Here is a 21,249-nt window from a genome sequence, read left to right on the forward strand (position 1 = left end):
CGTGACCACCATCCCCGCGACGACGGCGACGGAGCCGTGCTCGCTGCGTGAACGGAAGAAGCAGCAGACCCGCACGGCGCTGCACGACGCCGCGCTGACGCTCGTCTCCGCGCACGGCCTCGACGGGGTCACCGTGGAGCAGATCTGCGCCGATGCCGACGTCTCGCCGCGGACCTTCTTCAACTACTTCTCGTCGAAGGCGCACGCCGCCCTCGGCCTCGACACCGTCGAGGTCCCGGAGGCTGCCGCGACCTGGTTCGCCGCCGCCGAGGGTCGGTTCATCGACGACCTGTGCGGCCTCGTCGCCGCCACCGTGCCCCTTTCGCAGGACCGGCGCCGGATGAAGGAGCTGCTCGTGCTCCGCCCCGAGATGTCCGCGATGGTCATGCAGTGGATGGCCGAGTCCCGGCAGTCCCTGCTCGCCACGGTCGGGGCCCGGACCGACGAGCAGACCGCCCGCACCGCGGTGGCGCTCGTGATGTCCGCGCTGTCCGAGGTGGCGCACCGTGAGACCGTCAGCGGCCCGGAGGAACTCGCCACCAGGCTCCGCGCCGTCGTCGCCGAGATGGGCGCGCTGGCCTCCGCCTGACCGGACGCTCGCCTGCGTGGACCCGCAGGGCGTGTTCGGCATCCCGCAGCACTCCGCCACGGCAGCCCCGATCCTGCGTACGCTCCTGACACCGGCCGGACCCACGGTCGGGACCGCACGACCAGCCCCTGCCGCCCCGCGGCCGACGGACTCGCGTCGCGGCGCGCAACGGCGCGTGTCGCGACGTGACCACACCACGACGCACCGTGTACCCGCACGGTGCGTCGTGCACGCGGGGGGCGGGTGCGCGTGCAGGGGACGTTTCGCGCTCACCGACACCTCACGCGCTCCCCGCCCCGTGAACTGTCGGCCAGCGCGTGACGACGGCACCGTTCGCGGACAGGAGGGACGGTGCCAGCTGGCACCGCGCCTCCCGTCCGGCGGGTGGTCACGACTCAGGCGTGCGCCAGCGGGTCCAGCTGCTCGGGTGTCGCGTCGGCCGCCTGCGTCGACCGGCTGAGCGCCTCGTGCCGCTCGTCCTCGGCCAGGAGCGCGCGACCGGCGGTCGTCCCGTGCTCGAACGCGTCCGGACCGACGAGCAGGCGGAGCGGCGGCTCGTCCATCGCGACGACCTGCAGGACGAGCTGGGCGACGAGGTCCGGGTCGCTCGCACCGATGCTCGTGCCCCCGTGCATCCGCGCGGACACGCCGACGGTCGCCTCGTACTCCGGCCGGACCGGAGCGACCGACATGGACGAGCCGGCCCAGTCGGTGCGCATACCGCCCGGCTCGAGGACGGTGACGCGGATGCCGAGGGGCCCGACCTCCTTCGCGAGCACCGAGGAGAACCCGCCGACGGCCCACTTCGCGGTCTGGTACGCGCCGAGCCCCGGCGTCGACATGCGGCCACCGACGGACGAGACCTGCACGATGTGCCCGGAGCCCCGCTCGCGCATGACGTGCACGGCCTCCTGGCTGAGGGTCACCACGCCGAACAGGTTCGTCTCGACCTGGGCGCGGAAGTCGGCGGGGTCGACGTCCTCGATGCTGGCGAGGTTCGCGTACCCGGCGTTGTTCACGAGCACGTCGAGCCGTCCGAAGCGCCCGACCGCGGTGCGGACGGCTGCACGGGCGGCGTCGGGGTCGGTGACGTCGAGGGCGACCGGGACGAGCTGGGCGCTGGCCGACGTCGGCTCGGTGCCGGCGATGAGGTCGTCGAGGGCGTGGACGTCCCGGACCCCGGCGACCACCTGGTGACCGGCGGCGAGGGCTGCGGTGACGATCGAGCGGCCGAGGCCCCGCGAGGCGCCGGTGACGAGGAAGACGGACATGGTGTTCCTAACTGACTGGTTGGTTGACAGGCCCCATGGAACACCTTCGTCGCTCGCTTGTCAACCGCCCGGTTGATAACGTGGGCTGATGCCGATGCCCCGCGACGCCGACGCCACCCGCGCCCGACTCCTCGTCGCCGCCCGCGACGAGTTCGCGGCGGTCGGGATCGCCGGCGCGCGGGTGGACCGGATCGCCGCCGCCGCTGCGAGCAACAAGGCGCAGATCTACCACTACTTCGGCAGCAAGGACGGCCTGTTCGACGCGGTCTTCGACGCGATGGTCGCCGAGACGCTCGACGAGGTCACGATCGACGCCGACGACCTCCCCGAGTACGCCGGACGCCTGCACGACTCGTACGCGCACCGGCCGTGGGTGCAGCGCCTGGCGACCTGGTACCGGCTCGAGCGGGGCGACACCTCGCACCCGATCGATGCCGTGGTGCAGAGCAACGCCGCGAAGCTCCGGGCTATCGAGGACGCACAGCGGGACGGACGGCTGCCGACGGCGTTCTCGGCGGCGGAGCTCCTCGGGGTCGTGATCCACACCGCGGCGCTGTGGAGTGGTGCGACACCGGAGTACGCCCGACTGACGGACGAGGTGGGGGCGGCGCGGCGGCGGGAGGTCGTCGTGGCGACGGTTGCGGCGGTGGTACGGGGCTGACGGGGTCCTCCGGTGGGCACGGAGGACTGCCAGCTCCCTCCCCGCTGACTCGACCGAGTGGCGGCAGTGTCGCGCTGAGGTCATGGCAGCACAGGGAGAGCTCCATGTGCGTGAGCATCGCCCTGACGGAGACCGTCATGGGGCCCAGTGGGGTCGATGTGTCAATGATGCCCGACCGGGGTTGAGAACGCAGAGGCCCGCCCCCGATCACCCAGCTGCACGGTGAAGCTGAGCATGTCGATCGGGGACACGCCAAGCCGATCAAGTGTGGTGACGACCAACGTGTCACCGTCATGCAGTGTGTCGAGTGCCTGGTCGAACGCTGGCCGGGAGGCGCGGGCCCCGGACACGCCGTAGTCGATGTAGAGGTCATCCCGCCGGACACATGCGGCGAGCAGGTCCTGATCTTGCCGATCGGCGCCTTGCCGTTGGGTCGATACGCGCGCATAGCCGATCAGCTTCACCACGATGCTGCTTCTGTCTCGCAACCAACCGCCATGGCGGGGATTCATGGCGGATGCTTGCGACACATGATTGCGAGACTCGCACGTCGCGGAACTGGCGGAAGCGTTCGCGTGACTACGAGACGTCTCGCAACCGTAGGGATGTAAGTCGGAGACCCAGAACGGCCACTAACGGGACATTGCGGTTAAGTGCCAGTCACACGGCTCGTTGCGGATTTCTTTTGGGCGAGCGCAGCGATGCTGGCCAGCGCGCTCTTGCGGTGCTGGACTTCCAGCACCCGCACTGCGTCAGCCACACAACAGTCGTCGCCTGCGCACTGCCCGCACCGCACCGCAGAGCTCCCCACCCTCCACGAAGGTGAGGAGCTCTGCACACATGGCCCGTGTCGAAGTGCCTTTCGTGGCACCAAACAGCGGATCGCTACTCGTAGATCTGCACTAGGTCCGCCGGCACAAGCAGCAGCGGCAGGATCGTCGGAACATTCAAAATCGCAAACGCTCTTGAAAAGACATCTCGAACCTCGCGCAGCCACCCACTTCCAGACCGCTCAGTGTTGGGGCAATGCAACCTTGAGGAAGACAACAGCTATTAAGGTGACCAAAACAACGACAACTACTGAGCCAAGGACGAATAGCGCACCACGACGACCAGTTCGGTGCCGACGCACACCGAGGAGCAATCCACCCGCCACCGCCCCAAATCCGATTGCAAGAGATAGAGCCATGCTGCCGTACCACCCCACACCGGAGCATGGGACATTTTGCCTCTCCGCACAAAGCGCGTAGGCAGTCAGGTTCGAATCGAACACATAACCAGCCCCAATAATTGCCGCGAACAAACTTATGATAAAGAATACCCAAATCATTACTAAATCGGCACGCAAGCTCGGTCGTTTACGATCGTCGTTGGTTAATGTGTTCATGCGAACTGCCTCAACCACTTCTCTTCATTACTAGGAGTAGGCTCATTCTTATACGAATTGTGGACGGGCAGCGACGTGCCGAATGTTTGACAGAAGAGGTCATTCGGGAAACAGTAAGATCGAACTTGCGTTACCTTCTTTCCCTTATTGTTCTTGGCCTTGAGGAAGTCAACGCTATGGTGCCACGGGTAAAGCTTCCCGTTGAGGCCGCCATGGCCCGGTGCGTCCACGTACTCACCCCACCTGTACGTGGGATTGCCTGCGAGCACGCCACCCCGGAAATTAGCTTGCGCTGTCTTGGAGAATTTCTTACTCGCGAGGGTATCCTCGACGACCTGAGCCCCCTGGGAATGTCCGCCAATCCAAATCTTCGTGGAAGAGCAGCTCTTCGCTACGGCGTTAACCTCGGAAATGAGATTTGCTTGCCCCTTTGCTTCGCTATTCCAGTACACCGGACCAACGGACCCGCTCCAACTGGCAGGGTAGTTTAGGGACTCTACAGTGGCGCGAACATCGTTCCTGAGCTTTCGGGCAACCTGCTCCATCTCGCCGTACCCTCCGGATGTCCATCCGTGGCCCCATCTGGATTTTCCGGAGCCAGCCTTTTCATTTGTGCCACGCACGCCAATGAAAAGCCATGACGGACAGCTAGATGCTGCAGACGCCTGCGTCGACTCGGTTTGCGAGGAGTTCGTAGTGTCCTGAGTCGTGGCGCCTGTAATCAGGTTCGAGTCTGTGGTTGCGGTGAATGACCAAGTTGGAGTGGTCACGTCTGCGATAGTCGAGCCATCGTTCAGCGGCCCTCTTGCCTCAGCGTGCCAGAAATATGTGCGCCCCGTTGTGAGGGTTCCTGACTCGACAGACAACGGGTGGGAGGACCAGTCCGACTGGGCGACGACACCGCTTCCGTCCCTATTAGCACTGACTGTGTATTGAAGTTCGACGTCATCACTGAACGGAGCACCGTCGGTGTCGACAAAAAGTGTGGGCGCAATATCCGCAGAATCCCCTCCATCCTTGATCGACGGTACGTAGTCCGCGTTCGACCACAGTCCCGAGCCGAAAGCAAAGGTCGCGTCGGTGCTAGCGTTTGTCGCATCAATTGACGTCGTGGCAATGATTGAGTGCGCCGCAGCCCCCGATGGGATTGTCACAGTCATTTGCGTGGGATCTCCAAGACTGAGAGGCTGGCTGCCGACATCGTTTCCGTCGAGAGCAACGGAAAGCTTTGCCGCGTCCGTGTACGCCGGCGGCGCCGTAACCGTGCACGTCACGGGCGCATCGAGGGCGTCGTGTTGCCAGCTACCGTCCTGATACGGAGAGGGGCAGGAAATAGCAGCGGTCGGTGCCGTGCTCGCTACGAACGACCATGTCGGCGATGTGACGGTCTTGACGGTCGTGGAGCCTCCGCTTGTGCCACGCACCGACACAGACCAGAAGTAGGTGTGCCCTGGCGCCAAGGCAGTCGCTGGGATCGGGAAATCACCCGCGACCCAGTCGCTGTCGGCCACCAAATTGCTACCGTCGGCGTCGCTTGTGATGACGTAGTGGAACTGAGCGTCAGGGCCGAATGTGTCGTCGGCAGGAGCGACTGAAAGCGATCCGGCTGTATTGGTCTCCGCCCCGTCAGCGGGAGCCGGAGTCAGCGACTTCAACGACCAATCACCGAGGCCAAAGGAGTAGATATTCGCTGCAATAAAGGCGCCACTTGCGGTATCAACCTCTACCGAAATCGTGTGGACACCCCCGTGCGCCGGGACGGCAACGGAGGTCGTCGTCGTGCCGCTTTCGGACAAGTCATTGAGACTGTCAAGATCGCCGTCGAGGGTGACGGCGAGCTGTTGGCCGCTGCTCGATTCCGTGGGTGTCACGACGGTGCACATGATGTCAGCAGATGGAACCGCTGTTGCCCAGCTGCCCGCGAGATATGGGCTCGGGCATGAGATAGTCGGCGCTTGCGGGTTTGCGTACCAGCCTTGGACGTCGATGAGGAAGTTCGTTGCCCCGTTGCCGATGTTATGGAGACTGATCTTCCCGTTCGCGCCAATCGGGACGGTGATGGTGTTGGAGCGAACCGTTCCGTTGTCGTAGCGGAGCGAAGCAGTGTCGGGCTCGCTGGTGCCGTTCGCCCAGACACGACCCCAACCGGACCCGTTGGCGGCGTTCGCGGTCAAGGTCAGGACGACGGAGTTGATGCCGGAGCCCATGACGGGGACACCGGCCTGGCCGGCGACGGTGATCGCGCGGGTCTCGTTCCCGGCGAGGATCGTGCTCCCAGTCGCGCGAGAGTCGAAGATGCGGCCCGAGCCCGGCGTGAACACCGCACCGGAGCTACCGGTGGCGGTGAAGTAGCCCTGCACGTCGATGGCGAGGTCCATGGTGCTGTTGGCGTTGTAGATCGTGATCTTGCCGTCAGCGGAGAGCTTCACCTGCGCCTGCATGGTGGTGGTGGTGCCGCCGGCGTAGTTGAACGAGTTCGCCGGCCGCGCCGCACCCGTCGGGTACGGAGTCAGGAACCCCACGTTCGATGTCGCGTTCATCGCAACCAGGTTCACGATCACCGCGGACGCGCCCGCCGGGACACCGGCGGTGCCGGTGACCTGCAGCACGGCGCTCTTGCCGGTGGTGAGCTGCGCCTGCGGCACGCCGGTTCCGGAGCGGGTGTCCGCGACGCGCTTGCCATTCAGCGGGACGAACCCGCCCGGGGCGGTGCCGTCCGTGTTCGCGGTGTAGTAGCCCTGCACGTCCAGGATCAGCCGGGCGCTGGTCTCCGCGTACACCTGGATGGTGCCGTCGGCGCCGACGGCGAGGACGGACGAGAACGACGTGTTCTGCTGCTGCTCGCCGCCGTAGATCCCCATCAGCGTGTACTTCGTGTCCGCATCCGGACGACCGAACAACTGCCCGGCCGTGGTGATGTCAGCAACCGTCGCAACCATGGACACGGCACCAACCGTGCCATCGTCAGGGACGCCGGCAAGGCCGGTGACCTTGACGGTGCGCCAGGTCTTCGCAGGCATCGGCGTCGAGTAGCCGCCGATGTTGTTCTTCGTGTCCAGGATCCGGCCCGTGGTCGGAACGAACACACCACCGGTACCGGTGTCGTTGTGGCGGCAGCGATGCTGCGCCTCCTCGAGCGCGGAGCGTGCAGCAACGTGCGCACAAGACCCCCTAGGCCCAGCGACAGCACGGGTTGCTGTCAGTTCTCGGAGCATAAGAGAAAGCTGAAATCCGCTCGGTGACCCCCATTCGGGGACAAGAAGAAAACCCCAGTTCACAGGCTTAGTTCCGCCATGGGCTTAATGAACTCTCAGATCCGAACGGTCGGACGCGTGACCGACGGCGGCAGCGGTGTACATCGGCGCCCGAGCCCCGGCGAAGCAGGGCAAAACGTGGTCGCGTTTCACAACTCCGGTCACCATGGTCGATCTACCGCGCGGGAGACGATCCCGCGCAGAGCCATGCGAATAGGACGACACCGAGCGAAGCTGCCCACAGCGTGTCACGACCCAGGAGCTACCTGCTCAGAAACGATCGTTTCCGGTGAAGTTCTTACAGAGGTGATGAACTACCGAAAACGGTAGGGGGGGACATGTACGACGAGAACGGCTGAGCGAACCAACACGAGACGCGGACGCCAGTCGCCCGCGGGCACGTCCGACATGATCCCACCTCCCTCCATCGCGTTCGTGGTCTCGGTGTTGTGTGGCCGGGGTCAAGCGATGGTTTCCTACGCTTTGTCCGGTGGGAGCTGTTCTTCCTGATCGGACCGGCACTACCAACTGCAACAGGCGGGTGCGGGCACCCTGAACAGGCACTTGTTCTCGTGGTCGTTCGCGGCTCGGTAGCGACGGTCGGCGCCACGATCTGCGGCGTTGTATGCATTCCATCTCGTCGTGAATCAGCGCCCGTCGCGGCGACCGCACCGTACGGTCTCCGCGGTGGAGCCGACGTGACTACGGCTGCGCGTCGACGGCGACCCTCGGGCGCGGCGGCCGGTGCCAGACGAGCGCCGACCGTGCAGCATCCCGCGCGACCCGGAGAACACGGAGCACCACGATGTCGTGGTCGCCAGCGCGGTGGACACCCTCGACCGAGCACTCGAACCACGAGTGGGCACCGTCGAGGAACACCGCACCGGACCCGGCGGTGGCGTACTCGATGCCGCGCAGACGGCGCGCGCGGTCCCGGGACGCCAACTGCGCCGTGTGCGGCCCGTGTCCGTCGCCGAGCACCGAGATGCCGAGCGTCGGCGCTGCGGCGAGATCCGGCCACGTCGTGGACGAGTGCTGCACGGCGATCGTCGCCAGCGGCGGGTCGTAGGAGACGCCGACGGTGAACGACGTCGCCACCATGACCACGGGGGAACCGTCGACGCACGCGGCGATGGCGGCCACGACGGAGGGCACCTCGGCGATGGCCTCACGGATGTCGAGTGGGTCCTCGATGAAGTGGTCGTGCACGATGGGGTCCTCCTCGGGGAACGAGCGGTCGGGGACGAACGGTCAGGGCCGATCGGTCAGGAGCGTGCGAGCACGGCGCGCGCACGGCGTTCGTCGGACCGCATCGCGGCGACGAGCGCGTCCGGCCCGCGGAACGTGCGCTGGCGTCGGATGCGTCGTCCGACGGTGAGCTCAACGACCGAGCCGTACAGGTCGCCGTCGAAGTCGAGCACGTGGATCTCGACCGTGCGCGGTCGGTCGGGGAAGGTGCTGTTGCTGCCGATCGACACGAGCGCATGCCGTGCCGGAGCGCCGACGGGAGCAGCGAGCCACCCGACGTAGACCCCGTCGACGGGGACAGCAGCAGCAGCGCCACGCTCGGGCCGGAGGTTCGCGGTGGGGAACCCCAGGTCGTGCCCGACCCCGGCGCCGTGGACGATCTCGCCGGTGAGCACGACCGGGGCCCCCGGACGGCCGGACAGCGCACGCGCGGCGACCACGGCGCCGCAGGCCACGAGCGCGAGCGCACCGAGCGCGACCGCGTCACCCGCCGTGGCGAGCATCACGGCGGTAGCGGTGCTGCCGAGCACGGCACCGAGCTGCTTCACGGTGTTGAAGACGCTCGAGGCCGCCCCGACCGTCGCGGGGCCCGCTCCGAGGACCGCGGCGAGGGAGAACGGCGACCAGACGAACGCGTTCGCGATCCCGAACCCGGTGAAGGCCGCGGCGATCGTCCAGAGTGGTGCCGCTGCACCGACGAGCACCGCGGTCAGTGCCACCGACACGACGAGCAGGACGGCGCCGACCGTCGCGGTCGCCCGGGGGCCGGCGGTGTTCGTCATGCGACCGACGAACGGCGCCGAGGCGAGGCACGCGATCCCCATCGGCACGAGGACGAGGGCCGCCGATCCAGCGCTGAGCCCGCGGGTCTGCTGCAGGTCGAGCATGAGCGGGATCGGCGCGGACCCGACGCAGAACGACGCGGCCGTGGCACCCCACGACCCGGTGACGAAGCCGCGGTCACGGAACAGCGCGAGCGGCACGAGGGCGCGGTCGCCGGCACGCCGCTGCCGGACGATGACGGCTGCGACCACCGCGGCGCCGAGCAGCACCGCTCCACCACGGGCGACCGGGTCGGCGAGCAGCCCGGTGTCCGTGCCCTGCACGCCGACGACCACCCCGAGGACCCCCACGGTCACGCCGAGGACGGCGAACAGGGGCAGCGGGACCGCGATGCGCTGGGAGACCGGCACGAAGCGGAGGACCGCGATCGCCGTGACGATCCCGACGGGCACGTTCACGAGGAACACCGACGGCCACCCCCACGCCTCGACGAGCAGCCCGCCGACGATCGGCCCGGCGACCGTCGCCGCCCCGCCGCCGGCGCTCCAGACGGCGAGCGCGACGGCGAGCCGCGGCGGGTTGAACAGTGACCGGATCACGGTCAGGCACTGCGGGGTGAGCAACGCGGCGCCGAGGCCCTGCACCGCACGCCAGGCGACGAGGGCGCCGATCCCCGGCGCGGCCGTGCACCCGACCGAGGCGATCGTGAAGACCGCGAGCCCGACGAGGTACACGCGCCGGTGCCCGAACCGGTCGCCGAGCCGGCCCGCCACGAGCAGCGGGACGGCGAACGCGAACAGGTAGGCGCTGTTCACCCACACCGACGTCGACGCGTCGGCACCGAGATCACGCCCGAGGTCGGGCAGGGCGACGGACACGATCGTGCTGTCGAGCAGCAGCATGAAGAAGCCGAGGCAGAGCCCGCCGAGCGCGAGCCACCGACGGGCCAGGGTCACCTCACACCGCCAGGTTCTCGCGGAGCGTGGTCCCCGGGTACCGCGGCGCGAGGGCCCCGCGACAGCGGAGTTCCGGCACGAGCAGTTCGCTGAGGTCGGCGAACCCGGACGGCATCCCGAGCGGGCTGGACAGCATGTAGCCGCCCCGCCCACCGGTCACGGCGAAGTTCTCCTGGAGGGCGTCGGCCACCCCCGCGGCGTCGCCGACGAGCATGTGGTCGAGGCCGGTCGCGGCGCGCCACCCGTGCTCGAAGAAGTCGTCGCGGTCCATCGTGTGGTCCTCGCCGAACTCGGCGACCAGGCTGCCGACGAGTCCGGCCGGGCTCGCCTGGGCGGCGATGATCTCGTCGCGCAGGTCCCCGAGCCGGAAGGACGCGGGCAGCGTCGAGAAGTCGTACCCGGCGTTGTGCGAGATGAACGTGCCGACCGCCTCGCGGTTCCAGAACGACAGGAGCGAGTCCCGTCGGGCCTGGGCTTCGGCGAGCGTCGCGCCGACGATCACCTGGGTCGCCCAGAGGATCCCGACCCCGGCGGGGTCCCGGCCGGCGTCCTCGAGTGCGGCGTCGAGGGCGCTCCGGTGGCGCAGCTGCCCGGCGACGCTCGCCCCGAACCCGAACACGAGGTCGGCGAACGACGCGCTCGCGGCGATGCCCCGCGATGAGTTGCCGGCCTGCACGACGACCGGGTGACGCTGCGGACTCGGGACGCTGGCGAGCGGCCCGCGCACCTTGAAGAACCGGCCGTCGTGGTCGATGGGGTGCACCTTCGACGGATCGGCGAACCGGCCGGTCGCCCGGTCACGGACGATCGCGTCCGGCGCGACGGAGTCCCAGAGCGCGCGGCAGACGCCGATGAACTCCTCCATCCGCTCGTACCGGAGGTCGTGGTCGACCAGGTGGTCGGAGCCGTAGTTCGCGGCGTCCGCGCCCCGCGACGAGGCGACGACGTTGAACGCCATCCGGCCGCCGGTGACGTGGTCGAGCGAGTTCAGCAGCCTGGCGGTGGAGAACGGGTGCGTGAACGTCGACGAGTAGGTCAGTCCGAACCCGATGTGCTCGGTCACCGTCGACATCGCCGCGATGACCGGCGACATGTCCTGTCGAGGCCACTGGATCCCCCACTCGACCGCGGGGTCGATGCTGCCGCGCCAGGTGCTCGGGACGCCGGAACCGTCGCCGAAGAAGAGCATGTCGACGCCGGCGCGTTCGGCGGTCCGTGCGACCTCCATGTACATCCGGACGTCGGGGAAGTCCTGGCCGACCCAGCTGCCCGGCGCGGCCCAGCGCCCCTCGGTGTGGGTGAAGGACAGGTCGTAGGCGATGTGCATGCCGCTCACGGGGCACCCACCTTCGCCGCCGCCCACGCCTGCCACAGCGCCGTGGTCTCGGCAGCGTCCGTGACGACACCGATGTTCAGCTCGATCATCGTGAGCGCGGCGTCGTGCACGTCGATGTCGTAGGCGGCGGTGGCGTCCGACGGCACCACGACCGGCCAGCCGAGCTGCATCGCGTCCTGCGCCGTGGCGAAGACGCAGCACTCGGACGTGAGTCCCACGACGGTCAGCCAGCCGATCCCCGCGGTGGTGAGCCGCGCCTCCAGGTCGGTGCCGAGGAACCCGCTGTATCCGCGCTTGACGACGCGGGTCTCGCCGGGTGCCGGCGCCGTGCGGTACCACTCGGCGCCGGCGGTGCCGATCCGGCAGGGCTCGTCCTCCGGCATCGGCCCGTCGAGCGGACCACCACGCAACCACGTGCTGCTGTGCCAGGGGACGGACGGGTCGCTGCCGAGCTCCACCCAGACGACGGGGACGCCCGCCGCCCGTGCCGCCTCGACGAGCTCGCCGATCCGGGTGATCGCGGCCTCGACGGCGGCGGAGGCTCGTTCGTCGAGGCCGTACCCGGCGATGCGAGCGGGTTCACCGAAGTCGCGCTGCACGTCGACGACGACCAGCGCCGGTGAGCGGCCAGCCGCCGGGCCGGACGCTCCGTCCGGCAGCAGGGCGAGCCTCGGGTCGAGCCCGCCGGTCCCGCCGGTCACCGGACGACCGCCGCGTCGTGCTCGCGGAGTGCGGGCAGGACGGTCTCGCCGAAGCGCACCATGTCCTGGTCGTACTCGGGGAAGATCAGCATGAGGCCGTCGAGCTCACCCCGGTCGACGATGTACTCGATGTGCTCGGTGACGGTCTCGGCGGAACCGGCGACGTACGCGGTCTGGAACGCGTCCTCGCCCGCCGCGCCGTCCGCCCACGCACGGGCCTGCTCGGCGGGGACGCCCCACGACGCCCGCATCGAGGCCAGCGCCTCGCGGTCGACGCCGGCGCCCCACGCGCGCACCTTCTGCTGCGCGGCCGCGTCGGTGTCGTCCTGCACGACGGTGAGCATGGAGTACGTGCGGCACTCCCGGCCCTCGGCGGCCGCACGGTCGTGGACGTCGCGGGACAGGTCGCGCATCTCGTCGAGGCTGTCCGCGGCGAGGAAGGCACCGTCGGCATACTTCGCCTGGAACGCCCGAGCGGCCTCGGACTTGCCGGCGCTGATGATCGTCGGCCGGCTGGCCGGGTGCGGGCGGGACTCGCACGCGTCGAGGTCGAAGTAGGGCGTGTGCATCGTGACGCTGTCCTCGGTCCAGAGGCGGGTGACCGCCTCGGTCCACAGCTCCGTCATGCGGTAGCGGTCGGCGTGGCTGAGGCCCGCGTCCCAGATCCCGAACTGCTCGAACTCCGCCGCGTAGGCCCCGTTGACGATGTTCATGCCCGCCCGGCCCCCGGAGAGGTCCTGGAGCGTCGTGTACATCTTCGCCGCGACCGCCGGGTTGTGGACGTTCGCGTGCATGGTCGCCCAGACCTTCACGCGCTCGGTCGCCTCGGCGATCCCGGCCATCATCGTCATCGACTCGAGGGAGCGCCCCCAGTGGTCGGTGCTCCCGCCGAAGCCGCGCCACTTCGCCATCGACATGACGAAGTCGAGACCGATCGCCTCGGCGTGCAGGGCTGCGCGCTTGTTCCAGGCGTAGGTCGCCTCGGGGTGGGGTGCCGTGGTGGAGAGCATCCACCCGCCGTTGCCGATCGGGAGGAAGATCCCGTACTCCTTCGCGGGCATGGTGCGCCGCCTCTCTGGTCGTTGCTCGGTGCTGGTCACGTCGTGCCGGGTGGGTCGCGCGCCCGCGCGACCCACCCGGGTCACGGTGCGGGCCAGACGGTCTCGCCGTCCTTCGTGATCGCGTCGATGTACTCGTTCGTGAACCAGCGCTTCGCGTCGTCCGCGGTGACGGAGGTCTTCACGATGTCGAACTGGTGCAGCATGTCGACGAGCTTCGACACGTTCTCGGGGTCGATGCCCCCGAGCGGCTGGCCCGGCGTCGGGTTGTCCGCGATGACCTTCGTCTCGGTCGTCCAGATCTTCGCGTTCTGCGCCTCGTCGTAGGTCGCGCCGGAGAGCTTCGCGGCGTACCCGACGCACTGCTTCGTCTTCGCCGTGCTCGAGGAGCAGAAGTCGTAGGCGTGCAGGGCTGCGCGCAGGACGTCCTCGACGGCGGTCGGGTGGGCCTTCGCGAACGCGGGGTTCACGGCCATGGCGCCGATCGACGAGGGGATGCCGTAGTCGACGGGCTGCCACACGGTGACGTCGTCACCGGCGGCCTTGAGCAGGTTCGGCTCGTTCGACACGAAGCCGGTGAGGGCCTCGAGACCGTTCTGCTTGCGCGGCAGGACCGAGGGGTCGTAGCCCTCCTTCACGAGGGTGAGCGAATCCCACTCCACCCCGGCCTTCTCCATCATCGCCCGGACGGACGCGGGGACGTAGCCCTTGTGGCCGACGACCTTGCCGTCGAGCTGCGGGAGCTTCGTGATGTCCTTGTTCGTCATCAGGATGTCGAGCCCGGCATTCGAGTACGACGAGATCCCGGTGATGTCGATGCCGTTCGCCCGGGCCTGGATGAGGTCCTGCTCTGCGACGGCCGACACCGTCGCCTGGCCGCTCGCCAGGAGCTTGGTGTTCTGGGCGGTGTCGCCCGAGCCGGGCTTCAGGGTGACGTCGAGGCAGAGGTCCTTGAAGTAGCCGAGCTGGTCCGCGGCGATGTACTCGAGGATCGACGCCGAGGACTGGTACTGGTAGCCGGACAGGTAGGTGATCGGGCCGGCGGCCTTGTTCTCCTTGCACCGTTCGGCGGAGATGGCGCTGCCCTCGGACGAGCCGGTGCCGGCGCTCGATCCGGTGCTGCAGCCGGAGAGGGTGAGTGCCACCGCGGCGGTGGCGGCGAGGGCCGCGAGGGCGGCCGTGGTGCGGTGCGGACGGGTGCGGTGCGGGCGGGTGCGGTGCTGCATGGTCACTCCTGTGGGAAGGGATGGGTGGTGCAGGGCGGGGCGGGGGCGGGGCGGGATGGGTGCGGGTCAGGGGGCGGCTGGGGTCGTCCTGGAGGCGCGGCCGGCGTCGCGTGGGCAGGCTCGCGCCGGCAGGTGGTGCTGCTGGCCGCGGGGCGGCGTGCGGTGGCCGGGCGGTGCGGTGGCGGGGCGGGTCGGCGGTCGCCGTCAGTCGTTCGCGGTGCGGTGCCAGCGCAGGACGCGTCGCTCGACGAGCGAGATGACGCCGAGCAGGGCGACGCCCATCACCGCGAGGATCGCGATCGCGGCGTAGACCACGTCGAGCTGGTTCATCGACGACGCCGTGCTGATCACGGTGCCGAGGCCGCCGGTCGACCCCGAGGCCGACAGCTCGGCGACGACTGCGCCGATGATCGACAGCGGGAACACGATCCGGAGCGCGGCGAACACGAACGGCAGGGCGTTCGGGATCCGCAGGTGCACGAGCATCTCGATGCGGGACGCGTCGATGGTCCGGTACACCTGCAGCACGGGCTGCGGGACGGACCGCAGCCCGGTGGCGGTGTTGATGAGGATCGGGAAGAAGCAGATGAGTGCCGTGATCACGAGCTTCGGCAGCGGACCGAACCCGAACGCCACCACGAGGGCCGGGGCGATCGCGACGAGCGGCGTCACGTTGAGGACGATCGCGATCGGCATGACGGCGCGACGGACGATCGGCAGCTCGCTCGTCAGCACGGCGAGCACGAACGCGGCCACGAACCCGATGCCGAGGCCGACGAGCGACTCGACGAGGGTGATCCCGGCGTTCTGCAGGTAGTAGGGCAGCTGCGTGGCGAGGGTCTCCCCCACCGCGGGCAGCGGCGGGAGCAGGTACGGCATCGTCACCGCGCCGATCTGCCACAGCGCGGCGAGCACGGCGAGCATGACGACGAGGGGCGCCCAGACGGTCGGGCGGATCCAGCCGGGCAGCGGGCGGCGGACGAGCGCGGCCTCGGACTCGGCAGTGGTCGACGTGGCGGAGGCGGTGGAGGTCGTGCTGGTGGTGGTCATCGTGTCGTCTCCCTCACGCCGCGTCCGTCGCGTGCCACGCGCTGTGCAGGCGCGTCCGCACGAGGTCCTCGTACTCGTGGAACCGGCGTTCCTCGAACAACCGCTGGTTCCGCGGTCGCGGCAGGTCGATGTCGATCACGTCGACGATCCGTCCGGGCCGGGGCGCCATGACGACCACCGTGTCCGACATCCGGACCGCCTCGGAGACCGAGTGCGTGACGAAGAGCACGGTCGTCCGCAGCTCGTCCCAGAGGTCGAGCAGCTGGTCCTGCAGCGACTCGCGCGTGAACTCGTCGAGGGCTGAGAAGGGCTCGTCCATGAGCAGCACGTCGGGGCGCAGGCCGAAGGCCCGGACGATCGCCGCACGCTGCTGCATGCCCCCGGAGAGCTGTGCGGGCAGCTTGTCCATCGCCTCGCCGAGCCCGGCCATCCGGAGCAGCTGCCGCATGTCCGGGCCGCCGTCGGCTCCGCGCTCCTCGAGGTCCTCGATGGCGGCGCGCCGACGCCCGGCACCGGGGTTGACCCGACCGGCGAGGGAGACGTTCTGCAGCACGGTGAGCCAGGGCAGCAGCGCCGGCGTCTGGGGCACCAGGCCGATCAGCTTCGCCGCGCACGCCTGTGCCGGGGTGACGCCGTGCACCTGCACGGCGCCGCGGTCGGCGGGCTCGAGGCCGGCGACGAGGCGCAGCAGGGTCGACTTGCCGCATCCGCTCGGGCCGATGAGCGAGACGAACCTGCCGGGTTCGATCGTCAGGTCGACGTCGTCGAGGGCGACCATGGCGCTCGGGCCACCGCCGTACACCTTGCGCACCGCGTCCACCCGGACCGCTGCTGTGGTCATCCGTTCCTCCATACCGTCGGCGAGCACGCAGGCTCGATCTCGTATGGCGGAGAGCGTGCGTCGCGAGCTCGGGTTCGTCTGCGACGCGGAAATCCGCTGCTGGTGACGAGGCTAGGACGCTCGTGTTACGGAGTCGGGCCACATGTGTTGCGAACGTGTGAACGGTCGCGCGGTGTCAACGCCGCGCCGGTGCCGCCGCGTGCCCGTCCCAGACGAGCACCTCGACGCCGAGGTCCTCGGCGGCCACCGAGACCCACCCGGCGAGCGCCCGTGCAGCCGGCTCGGCGACGACGAGGACGGCCCGCTCGACCCCGGGGACGGACTGCCGCAGCCAGAGCAGCTTGAACAGGTCGGCCATCACCTTGTTGCGCCAAGCGGGCTTGTAGGCACCCTGGTTCGCGACGAGCTGGACGACGACGCGGTCGTCGGCGTCGATGCCCTCGACCTCGACCCGGGCACGGTCGAGCACGACGGTGCGGGGACGGAGGACGAGCCCGAGTGCGGTCCCGGTGTCGTCGAGCATCCGCCGCTCGACGGAGTCGGGGGCGAACCGGCCCCAGTCGGAGCGGGCGTCGGGGACCTCGGTCATGTCGGCAGTGTAGGCGGCCGCTCAGACCACCGACCACCCGCCGTCGCTCGGCAGCACCGCGCCGTTCACGTTGGCCGAGTCGTCGCTGAGCAACCACGTGATCGCCGCCGCGAGCTGCTCGGGCTGCGCCACCGGCGGGATCGTCGTCTGCATGATCGGGCCCACCCGCCCGGCCGCGTACTCGCTGCGCATCGGTGCCTCGATGTTCGTCGCCACCGCACCGGGCGCGACGGCGTTGGCACGGATGCCCTGCGGTCCGTGGAAGAAGGCGACGCTCTTCGTGAACCCGGCGATCGCGTGCTTCGACGCCGTGTACGCAGCACCCGCGGCCGACGCCCGGAGCGCCGCCTCGGACGCCACGTTCACGACGACGCCGCGTCCGGCGGCGATCATCAGCGGCAGGACCGCGCGGGTCAGGCGCATCGGCCCGGTCACGTTCACGCTGAACACGCGGTCCCAGGTGGCGTCGTCGACCTCGCTCGGCGGGAGGAACGCGTCCATGATGCCGGCGACGTTCGCGAGCCCGTCGACCCGGTCCCCGGCGGCTGCGAGGAGCGCGGCGATCGTCTCGGGTGCGGTGACGTCACCGACGACGGTCTCGAGATCGAGGCCGTCGAGTTCGGTGCGGAGTGCGTCGAGCCGCTCGGCGACGACGTCGGTGCCGATCACCCGCCCGCCCTCGTTCGCGATGCGCGTCGCCGTGGCGCGTCCGATGCCGGAACCCGCCCCGGTGACGATGATGGTCCTGCCGGTGAACCGTCCGGCGGTGGTGTCGGTCATGTCGTCTCCTCACTGCGAGGCGCTCGCTGCGCCACCACAGTTGTAGCACTCAGTGCCGAAAGGAACCCATGCCCTCCACGACGGACCGGCCCACCGGACGTCCACGGACCATCGACCCGGACGCGGTCTCCCTCGTGGCCCTCCGGCTCTTCGACGAGCGGGGGTTCGACGAGGTGTCGATGGACGACGTCGCGGCCGCCGCAGGGGTCAGCCGTCGGTCGTTGTTCCGGCTCTTCCCGAGCAAGGCCGCGCTCGTGTGGGGCGGCCTCGACGAGTTCGCGGTCCGGTTCACCGACGCACTCGCCGCACGGCCGGCATCGGAGTCCGCGTGGGTCGCCCTCCGCGCCGCGTACCGGGTGGGCGCCACGTTCCCGGACGACGTCGTCGAGGTCACCCGGCACCGCCTGCGGGTGATCCGGGCGAACCCCTCGCTCGAGCGCGGTGGCGAGGCCGCGGTCAGCGCCCTCACGGGCGTGATCGAACGGTTCGTGGCCGAGCGGGACGGCGGGTCGGTCGACGACCTCGCGACCCGGGTCCGGGCACACGCCCTCGCGGCGGCGGCGAGCGCCGCCCTCACCTGGTGGGCGACCGACGGCGCGGGTCGCCCCGAGGACGTCGTCGACGAAGCACTCGGGCTGTTCGGCTGACGGAGCGGTCCCGTGTCGGACGGGAGGGGGGGGGGGGGGGCCCCCCCCCCCCCCCCCCCCCCCCAAACCCCCCCCCCCCCCCCCCCCCCCCCCCCCCCCCCCCCGGCCCCCCCCCACCCCCGGGGGGGGGGGGGGCGCGGGGGGGGGCGGGGGGGGGGGGGGGGGGGGGGGGGGGGCCCCCCCCCCGCCCCCCGTCCGACGATCGGCCGGCTCTCGAGCCCCACTCACGACGGCACGAGCGGTAGGGTCCGAGCATGAACGTGAACGGGCCCTCGCCCTACTTCCAGTTCGACGGCACCGCGCTGCAGGCGCTCGGGCGCTGGCAGGACGTCTTCGGCGGCGAGTTGCGCATCGCCACCTTCGCCGACTTCTCGCGGGAGGACGGTCCCGCCGACGCCGTCGCCCACGGGCAGCTCACCGGCGGCGGCATCACGCTCTTCGCCGCCGACGCCCCGGCCGGCGAGGACGCGTTCTCGGCGACCGGGCTGTTGTTCTCGTTGCTCGGCGCTGCCGAACCCGACGTGCTCCGCGGCTGGTTCGACGACCTCGCCTCGGACGGCGCCGTCATCGACCCGCTGCAGGAACGACCGTGGGGCGACTGGGACGGCACGGTGCGCGACGCGTTCGGCGTCACGTGGCTCATCGGCTTCGAGGCGGGAGCGCTCTCGTGAGCGGTCTCCCCACCGTCCTGTTCGTGTGCGTGCACAACGCCGGCCGGTCCCAGATGGCCGCCGGGTACCTGCAGCACCTGGCGGGTGACCGGGTCCGAGTGTTCTCGGCCGGCAGCGAACCCGCGGACCAGGTCAACGCCGTCGCCGTCGCGGCCATGGCGGAGGAGGGCATCGACATCGCCTCGGCCGTGCCCGCCGTGCTCGAGACCGACACCGTCCGGGAGTCCGACGTCGTCATCACGATGGGCTGCGGCGACGCCTGCCCGGTGTTCCCCGGGAAGCGGTACGAGGACTGGGCGCTCGACGACCCGGCCGGGCAGCCGCTCGAGCGCGTCCGTCCGATCCGCGACGCGATCCGCGCGCGGGTCGAGGAGCTCGTCGCGAGCCTCTGAGCGGAGTGCTACCGCTCGTCGAGCGCGAGCAGTGGTGCCCAGTAGGCGTCCGGCCCGTCCGCGACCACGGCGTCCGGCTCGAAGCGGAAGCCGTAGCCGCGGACGAAGTCGAGGGCCGCTGCCTGCTCCCCCGCCGCGTCGTCGTCCGCCTCGTCGAAGAGGTACTCGCCGTGTCCCATGCGGACGCCCGAGTCGCTGATCACCGTGAGGTCCCAGCGGCCTTCCTCGGCTCGTTCGATCCGCACGACGGCGGCCTGGTCAGCGGTGAAGTCAGCCATGCGGCGAGCATACGGGCGCCACGTCGGTGACGTTCAGCCTAGGGTGGCGCCATGACGGCGACGGTGCGGCAGGTGCAGGTGACGTTCGACTGCGCGGAACCCGAGCGCGTGGCGCGCTTCTGGTGCGAGGTCCTCGGGTACGTGGTACCGCCACCGCCGACCGGCTTCGACTCGTGGGACGCCTTCGACAGCGCACTGCCCCCGGAGCACCGCGGCTCGGCGTTCGCGTGCGTGGACCCGACCGGCGTCCGCCCGCGACTGTTCTTCCAGCGCGTGCCGGAGGGCAAGACGGTGAAGAACCGCGTGCACCTCGACGTCCGGGTCGGCACCGGCCTCGTCGGCGCCGACCGGCTCGCCGCCCTCGACGCCGAGAGCGACCGACTCGTCGCGCTCGGCGCCACGCAGTTCCGTCGCATGCTCGCCGACGAGGTCAACGAGTCGTGCATCGTCATGCAGGACGTCGAGGGCAACGAGTTCTGTCTCGACTGAGGTCGCCTCGGTCCGCCGACGACGGAGTACGTCGAGATGTGACCGATCCGGCTCGGGATGCGCGAGACTGGACGGACATGTCCCACGATGCCGCGCCGATCCACGTCGATCGCCGGGGGTGCACCCTCGACGACGCCGTGGCGCTGTACGAGCGGGTGTACTCGAGCCGTGACATCCACATCGGCGAGGCGGTCCACGACGGCTTCTCCTTCCGGTTCCGCGCGGTCGGCGACCACGACGTCGTGGTGGGCACGTCGGACGTCGCCGCACGCCGGTGGGGCACGATCGTCCCCGGGCACGACTACGTGCTGGCGTGGGCGACCGCTCCGGGCATGACGATCGACACCGGGGCGCGTGATCCCGTGCAGCTCCTGCCCGGCATCCCGGTGATGTACCCGGTGGGCCGCGACTTCACGTTCGACGGGCTCCCGTCCGGACAACACTCCGTGCGGTTCGGCGGCGCCTTCCTCGAGTCGATCGCCGCGGCTCGACGCGGCGACGACGAGCCGCGGCAGCTCGCGTTCCGCCGCTCGCTGGGGGTGGACGCGCTGCGTCTGCTCCGCACCCGGATCGGCGAGGCCGCACCGCGCCTCCTGGACCCGTCCGCGCCCGCCGCGGTCCGCGCGCACTGGAACCAGTCGATCGCGGACGCCGTCGTGGCGGCGTTCGACGCCACGCCCCGAGCGGCGCACGCCGTCGGGTCGTCGACCATCCGGTTCGCCAAGGAGTGGATGGTCGCCAACGCCCGCCGGCCGCTCACGATCACCGAGGTGAGCGCCGCCGCCGGGGTGAGCGCGCGCGGACTGCAGGCGGCGTTCCAACGCCACGTCGGCATCCGGCCGATGCAGTTCCTCCGCGAATCACGCCTGCACGGCGTCCGGGCCGATCTGCTCGCCGCGGATCCCGGCGGCACGACCGTCGCCGAGGTCGCGCTGTCGTGGGGGTTCAACCACCTCGGGCGGTTCTCGGGGTACTACGCCGAGGTCTCCGGGGAGTCGCCCTCGCAGACCCTGCGCCGACGGGACGCGTCGAGGCCCTAGTC

The 21,249-nt window shown here is 69.9% G+C and carries 22 protein-coding genes; 7 read left to right on the top strand and 15 right to left on the bottom strand.

The window, feature by feature from the left end; genetic code table 11:
- Position 1: 1 nt before the first annotated feature.
- Positions 2 to 589, top strand: coding sequence for a TetR/AcrR family transcriptional regulator (locus ACIQUC_RS07050; protein WP_402264842.1), 588 nt, complete (start codon positions 2 to 4; stop codon positions 587 to 589).
- 395 nt (positions 590 to 984) lie between these two features.
- Here the strand turns inward: ACIQUC_RS07050 and ACIQUC_RS07055 are convergent, their stop codons facing one another.
- Complete coding sequence (locus ACIQUC_RS07055) at positions 985 to 1,860, bottom strand: SDR family NAD(P)-dependent oxidoreductase (RefSeq protein ID WP_402264845.1); 876 nt, start codon at positions 1,858 to 1,860, stop codon at positions 985 to 987.
- An 88-nt stretch (positions 1,861 to 1,948) separates the two neighbouring features.
- Between ACIQUC_RS07055 and ACIQUC_RS07060 the strand changes: the two genes are divergently transcribed.
- Positions 1,949 to 2,521, top strand: a complete 573-nt coding sequence (locus ACIQUC_RS07060) for a TetR family transcriptional regulator (protein WP_402264848.1) — start codon at positions 1,949 to 1,951, stop codon at positions 2,519 to 2,521.
- 161 nt (positions 2,522 to 2,682) lie between these two features.
- Here the strand turns inward: ACIQUC_RS07060 and ACIQUC_RS07065 are convergent, their stop codons facing one another.
- The 13 genes from ACIQUC_RS07065 to ACIQUC_RS07125 all read right to left on the bottom strand — a co-directional run bounded on the left by ACIQUC_RS07065 (position 2,683) and on the right by ACIQUC_RS07125 (position 17,730).
- Positions 2,683 to 2,988, bottom strand: coding sequence for a recombinase family protein (locus tag ACIQUC_RS07065; protein WP_307159810.1), 306 nt, complete (start codon positions 2,986 to 2,988; stop codon positions 2,683 to 2,685).
- A gap of 545 nt (positions 2,989 to 3,533) precedes the next feature.
- A complete protein-coding gene (locus ACIQUC_RS07070; RefSeq protein ID WP_309887529.1) occupies positions 3,534 to 3,908 on the bottom strand; it encodes a hypothetical protein in 375 nt (124 codons plus the stop codon).
- Positions 3,905 to 6,994, bottom strand: a complete 3,090-nt coding sequence (locus ACIQUC_RS07075; RefSeq protein ID WP_402264852.1) for a cutinase family protein — start codon at positions 6,992 to 6,994, stop codon at positions 3,905 to 3,907. The genes ACIQUC_RS07070 and ACIQUC_RS07075 overlap by 4 nt, the downstream gene beginning before the upstream one ends.
- An 870-nt stretch (positions 6,995 to 7,864) precedes the next feature.
- A complete protein-coding gene (locus ACIQUC_RS07080; protein WP_402264855.1) occupies positions 7,865 to 8,371 on the bottom strand; it encodes a flavin reductase family protein in 507 nt (168 codons plus the stop codon).
- Positions 8,372 to 8,427: 56 nt separating this feature from the next.
- Positions 8,428 to 10,149: an MFS transporter gene (locus tag ACIQUC_RS07085; RefSeq protein ID WP_402264857.1), complete on the bottom strand. Its 1,722-nt coding sequence runs from the start codon at positions 10,147 to 10,149 to the stop codon at positions 8,428 to 8,430.
- A 1-nt stretch (position 10,150) separates the two neighbouring features.
- The gene (locus ACIQUC_RS07090) at positions 10,151 to 11,476 is read right to left on the bottom strand and encodes an NtaA/DmoA family FMN-dependent monooxygenase (protein ID WP_402265698.1); all 1,326 of its coding nucleotides are present in this window, start codon (positions 11,474 to 11,476) and stop codon (positions 10,151 to 10,153) included.
- 5 nt (positions 11,477 to 11,481) lie between these two features.
- Complete coding sequence (locus ACIQUC_RS07095) at positions 11,482 to 12,186, bottom strand: cysteine hydrolase family protein (protein ID WP_022907963.1); 705 nt, start codon at positions 12,184 to 12,186, stop codon at positions 11,482 to 11,484.
- Positions 12,183 to 13,247, bottom strand: coding sequence for an LLM class flavin-dependent oxidoreductase (locus tag ACIQUC_RS07100; protein ID WP_402264861.1), 1,065 nt, complete (start codon positions 13,245 to 13,247; stop codon positions 12,183 to 12,185). Before ACIQUC_RS07100 ends, ACIQUC_RS07095 begins: the two co-directional genes overlap by 4 nt.
- An 80-nt stretch (positions 13,248 to 13,327) precedes the next feature.
- Complete coding sequence (locus ACIQUC_RS07105; protein WP_402264864.1) at positions 13,328 to 14,470, bottom strand: ABC transporter substrate-binding protein; 1,143 nt, start codon at positions 14,468 to 14,470, stop codon at positions 13,328 to 13,330.
- 204 nt (positions 14,471 to 14,674) lie between these two features.
- Positions 14,675 to 15,520: an ABC transporter permease gene (locus ACIQUC_RS07110; protein WP_402264867.1), complete on the bottom strand. Its 846-nt coding sequence runs from the start codon at positions 15,518 to 15,520 to the stop codon at positions 14,675 to 14,677.
- Positions 15,521 to 15,533: 13 nt separating this feature from the next.
- Complete coding sequence (locus ACIQUC_RS07115) at positions 15,534 to 16,361, bottom strand: ABC transporter ATP-binding protein (protein WP_031262996.1); 828 nt, start codon at positions 16,359 to 16,361, stop codon at positions 15,534 to 15,536.
- A gap of 175 nt (positions 16,362 to 16,536) precedes the next feature.
- Complete coding sequence (locus ACIQUC_RS07120) at positions 16,537 to 16,950, bottom strand: hypothetical protein (RefSeq protein ID WP_022907959.1); 414 nt, start codon at positions 16,948 to 16,950, stop codon at positions 16,537 to 16,539.
- Positions 16,951 to 16,971: 21 nt separating this feature from the next.
- Positions 16,972 to 17,730 carry an SDR family NAD(P)-dependent oxidoreductase gene (locus ACIQUC_RS07125; RefSeq protein ID WP_402264871.1) on the bottom strand — a complete coding sequence of 253 codons (759 nt, stop codon included), beginning with the start codon at positions 17,728 to 17,730 and terminating at the stop codon, positions 16,972 to 16,974.
- 68 nt (positions 17,731 to 17,798) lie between these two features.
- Between ACIQUC_RS07125 and ACIQUC_RS07130 the strand changes: the two genes are divergently transcribed.
- From ACIQUC_RS07130 to ACIQUC_RS07140, 3 genes are all read left to right on the top strand, one after another.
- On the top strand, positions 17,799 to 18,377 hold the full coding sequence (locus tag ACIQUC_RS07130) for a TetR family transcriptional regulator (RefSeq protein WP_402264874.1): 579 nt from the start codon (positions 17,799 to 17,801) through the stop codon (positions 18,375 to 18,377).
- A 254-nt stretch (positions 18,378 to 18,631) separates the two neighbouring features.
- Positions 18,632 to 19,048: a VOC family protein gene (locus ACIQUC_RS07135; protein ID WP_402264876.1), complete on the top strand. Its 417-nt coding sequence runs from the start codon at positions 18,632 to 18,634 to the stop codon at positions 19,046 to 19,048.
- Positions 19,045 to 19,440, top strand: a complete 396-nt coding sequence (locus ACIQUC_RS07140) for an arsenate reductase ArsC (RefSeq protein WP_402264879.1) — start codon at positions 19,045 to 19,047, stop codon at positions 19,438 to 19,440. The genes ACIQUC_RS07135 and ACIQUC_RS07140 overlap by 4 nt, the downstream gene beginning before the upstream one ends.
- 8 nt (positions 19,441 to 19,448) lie before the next feature.
- Here ACIQUC_RS07140 and ACIQUC_RS07145 read toward each other — a convergent pair whose 3' ends face one another.
- Complete coding sequence (locus tag ACIQUC_RS07145; protein WP_022907953.1) at positions 19,449 to 19,718, bottom strand: hypothetical protein; 270 nt, start codon at positions 19,716 to 19,718, stop codon at positions 19,449 to 19,451.
- A gap of 51 nt (positions 19,719 to 19,769) precedes the next feature.
- Between ACIQUC_RS07145 and ACIQUC_RS07150 the strand changes: the two genes are divergently transcribed.
- Together ACIQUC_RS07150 and ACIQUC_RS07155 are read left to right on the top strand one after the other, a co-directional pair.
- Positions 19,770 to 20,207, top strand: coding sequence for a VOC family protein (locus ACIQUC_RS07150; protein WP_402264882.1), 438 nt, complete (start codon positions 19,770 to 19,772; stop codon positions 20,205 to 20,207).
- A gap of 77 nt (positions 20,208 to 20,284) precedes the next feature.
- Positions 20,285 to 21,247 (top strand): helix-turn-helix domain-containing protein, encoded by a 963-nt coding sequence (locus tag ACIQUC_RS07155; RefSeq protein ID WP_402264885.1) that lies wholly within the window; start codon positions 20,285 to 20,287, stop codon positions 21,245 to 21,247.
- The last annotated feature ends 2 nt before the right edge of the window (positions 21,248 to 21,249 follow it).

The sequence above is a fragment of the Curtobacterium sp. NPDC098951 genome (assembly GCF_044759965.1).
Classification (GTDB): domain Bacteria; phylum Actinomycetota; class Actinomycetes; order Actinomycetales; family Microbacteriaceae; genus Curtobacterium.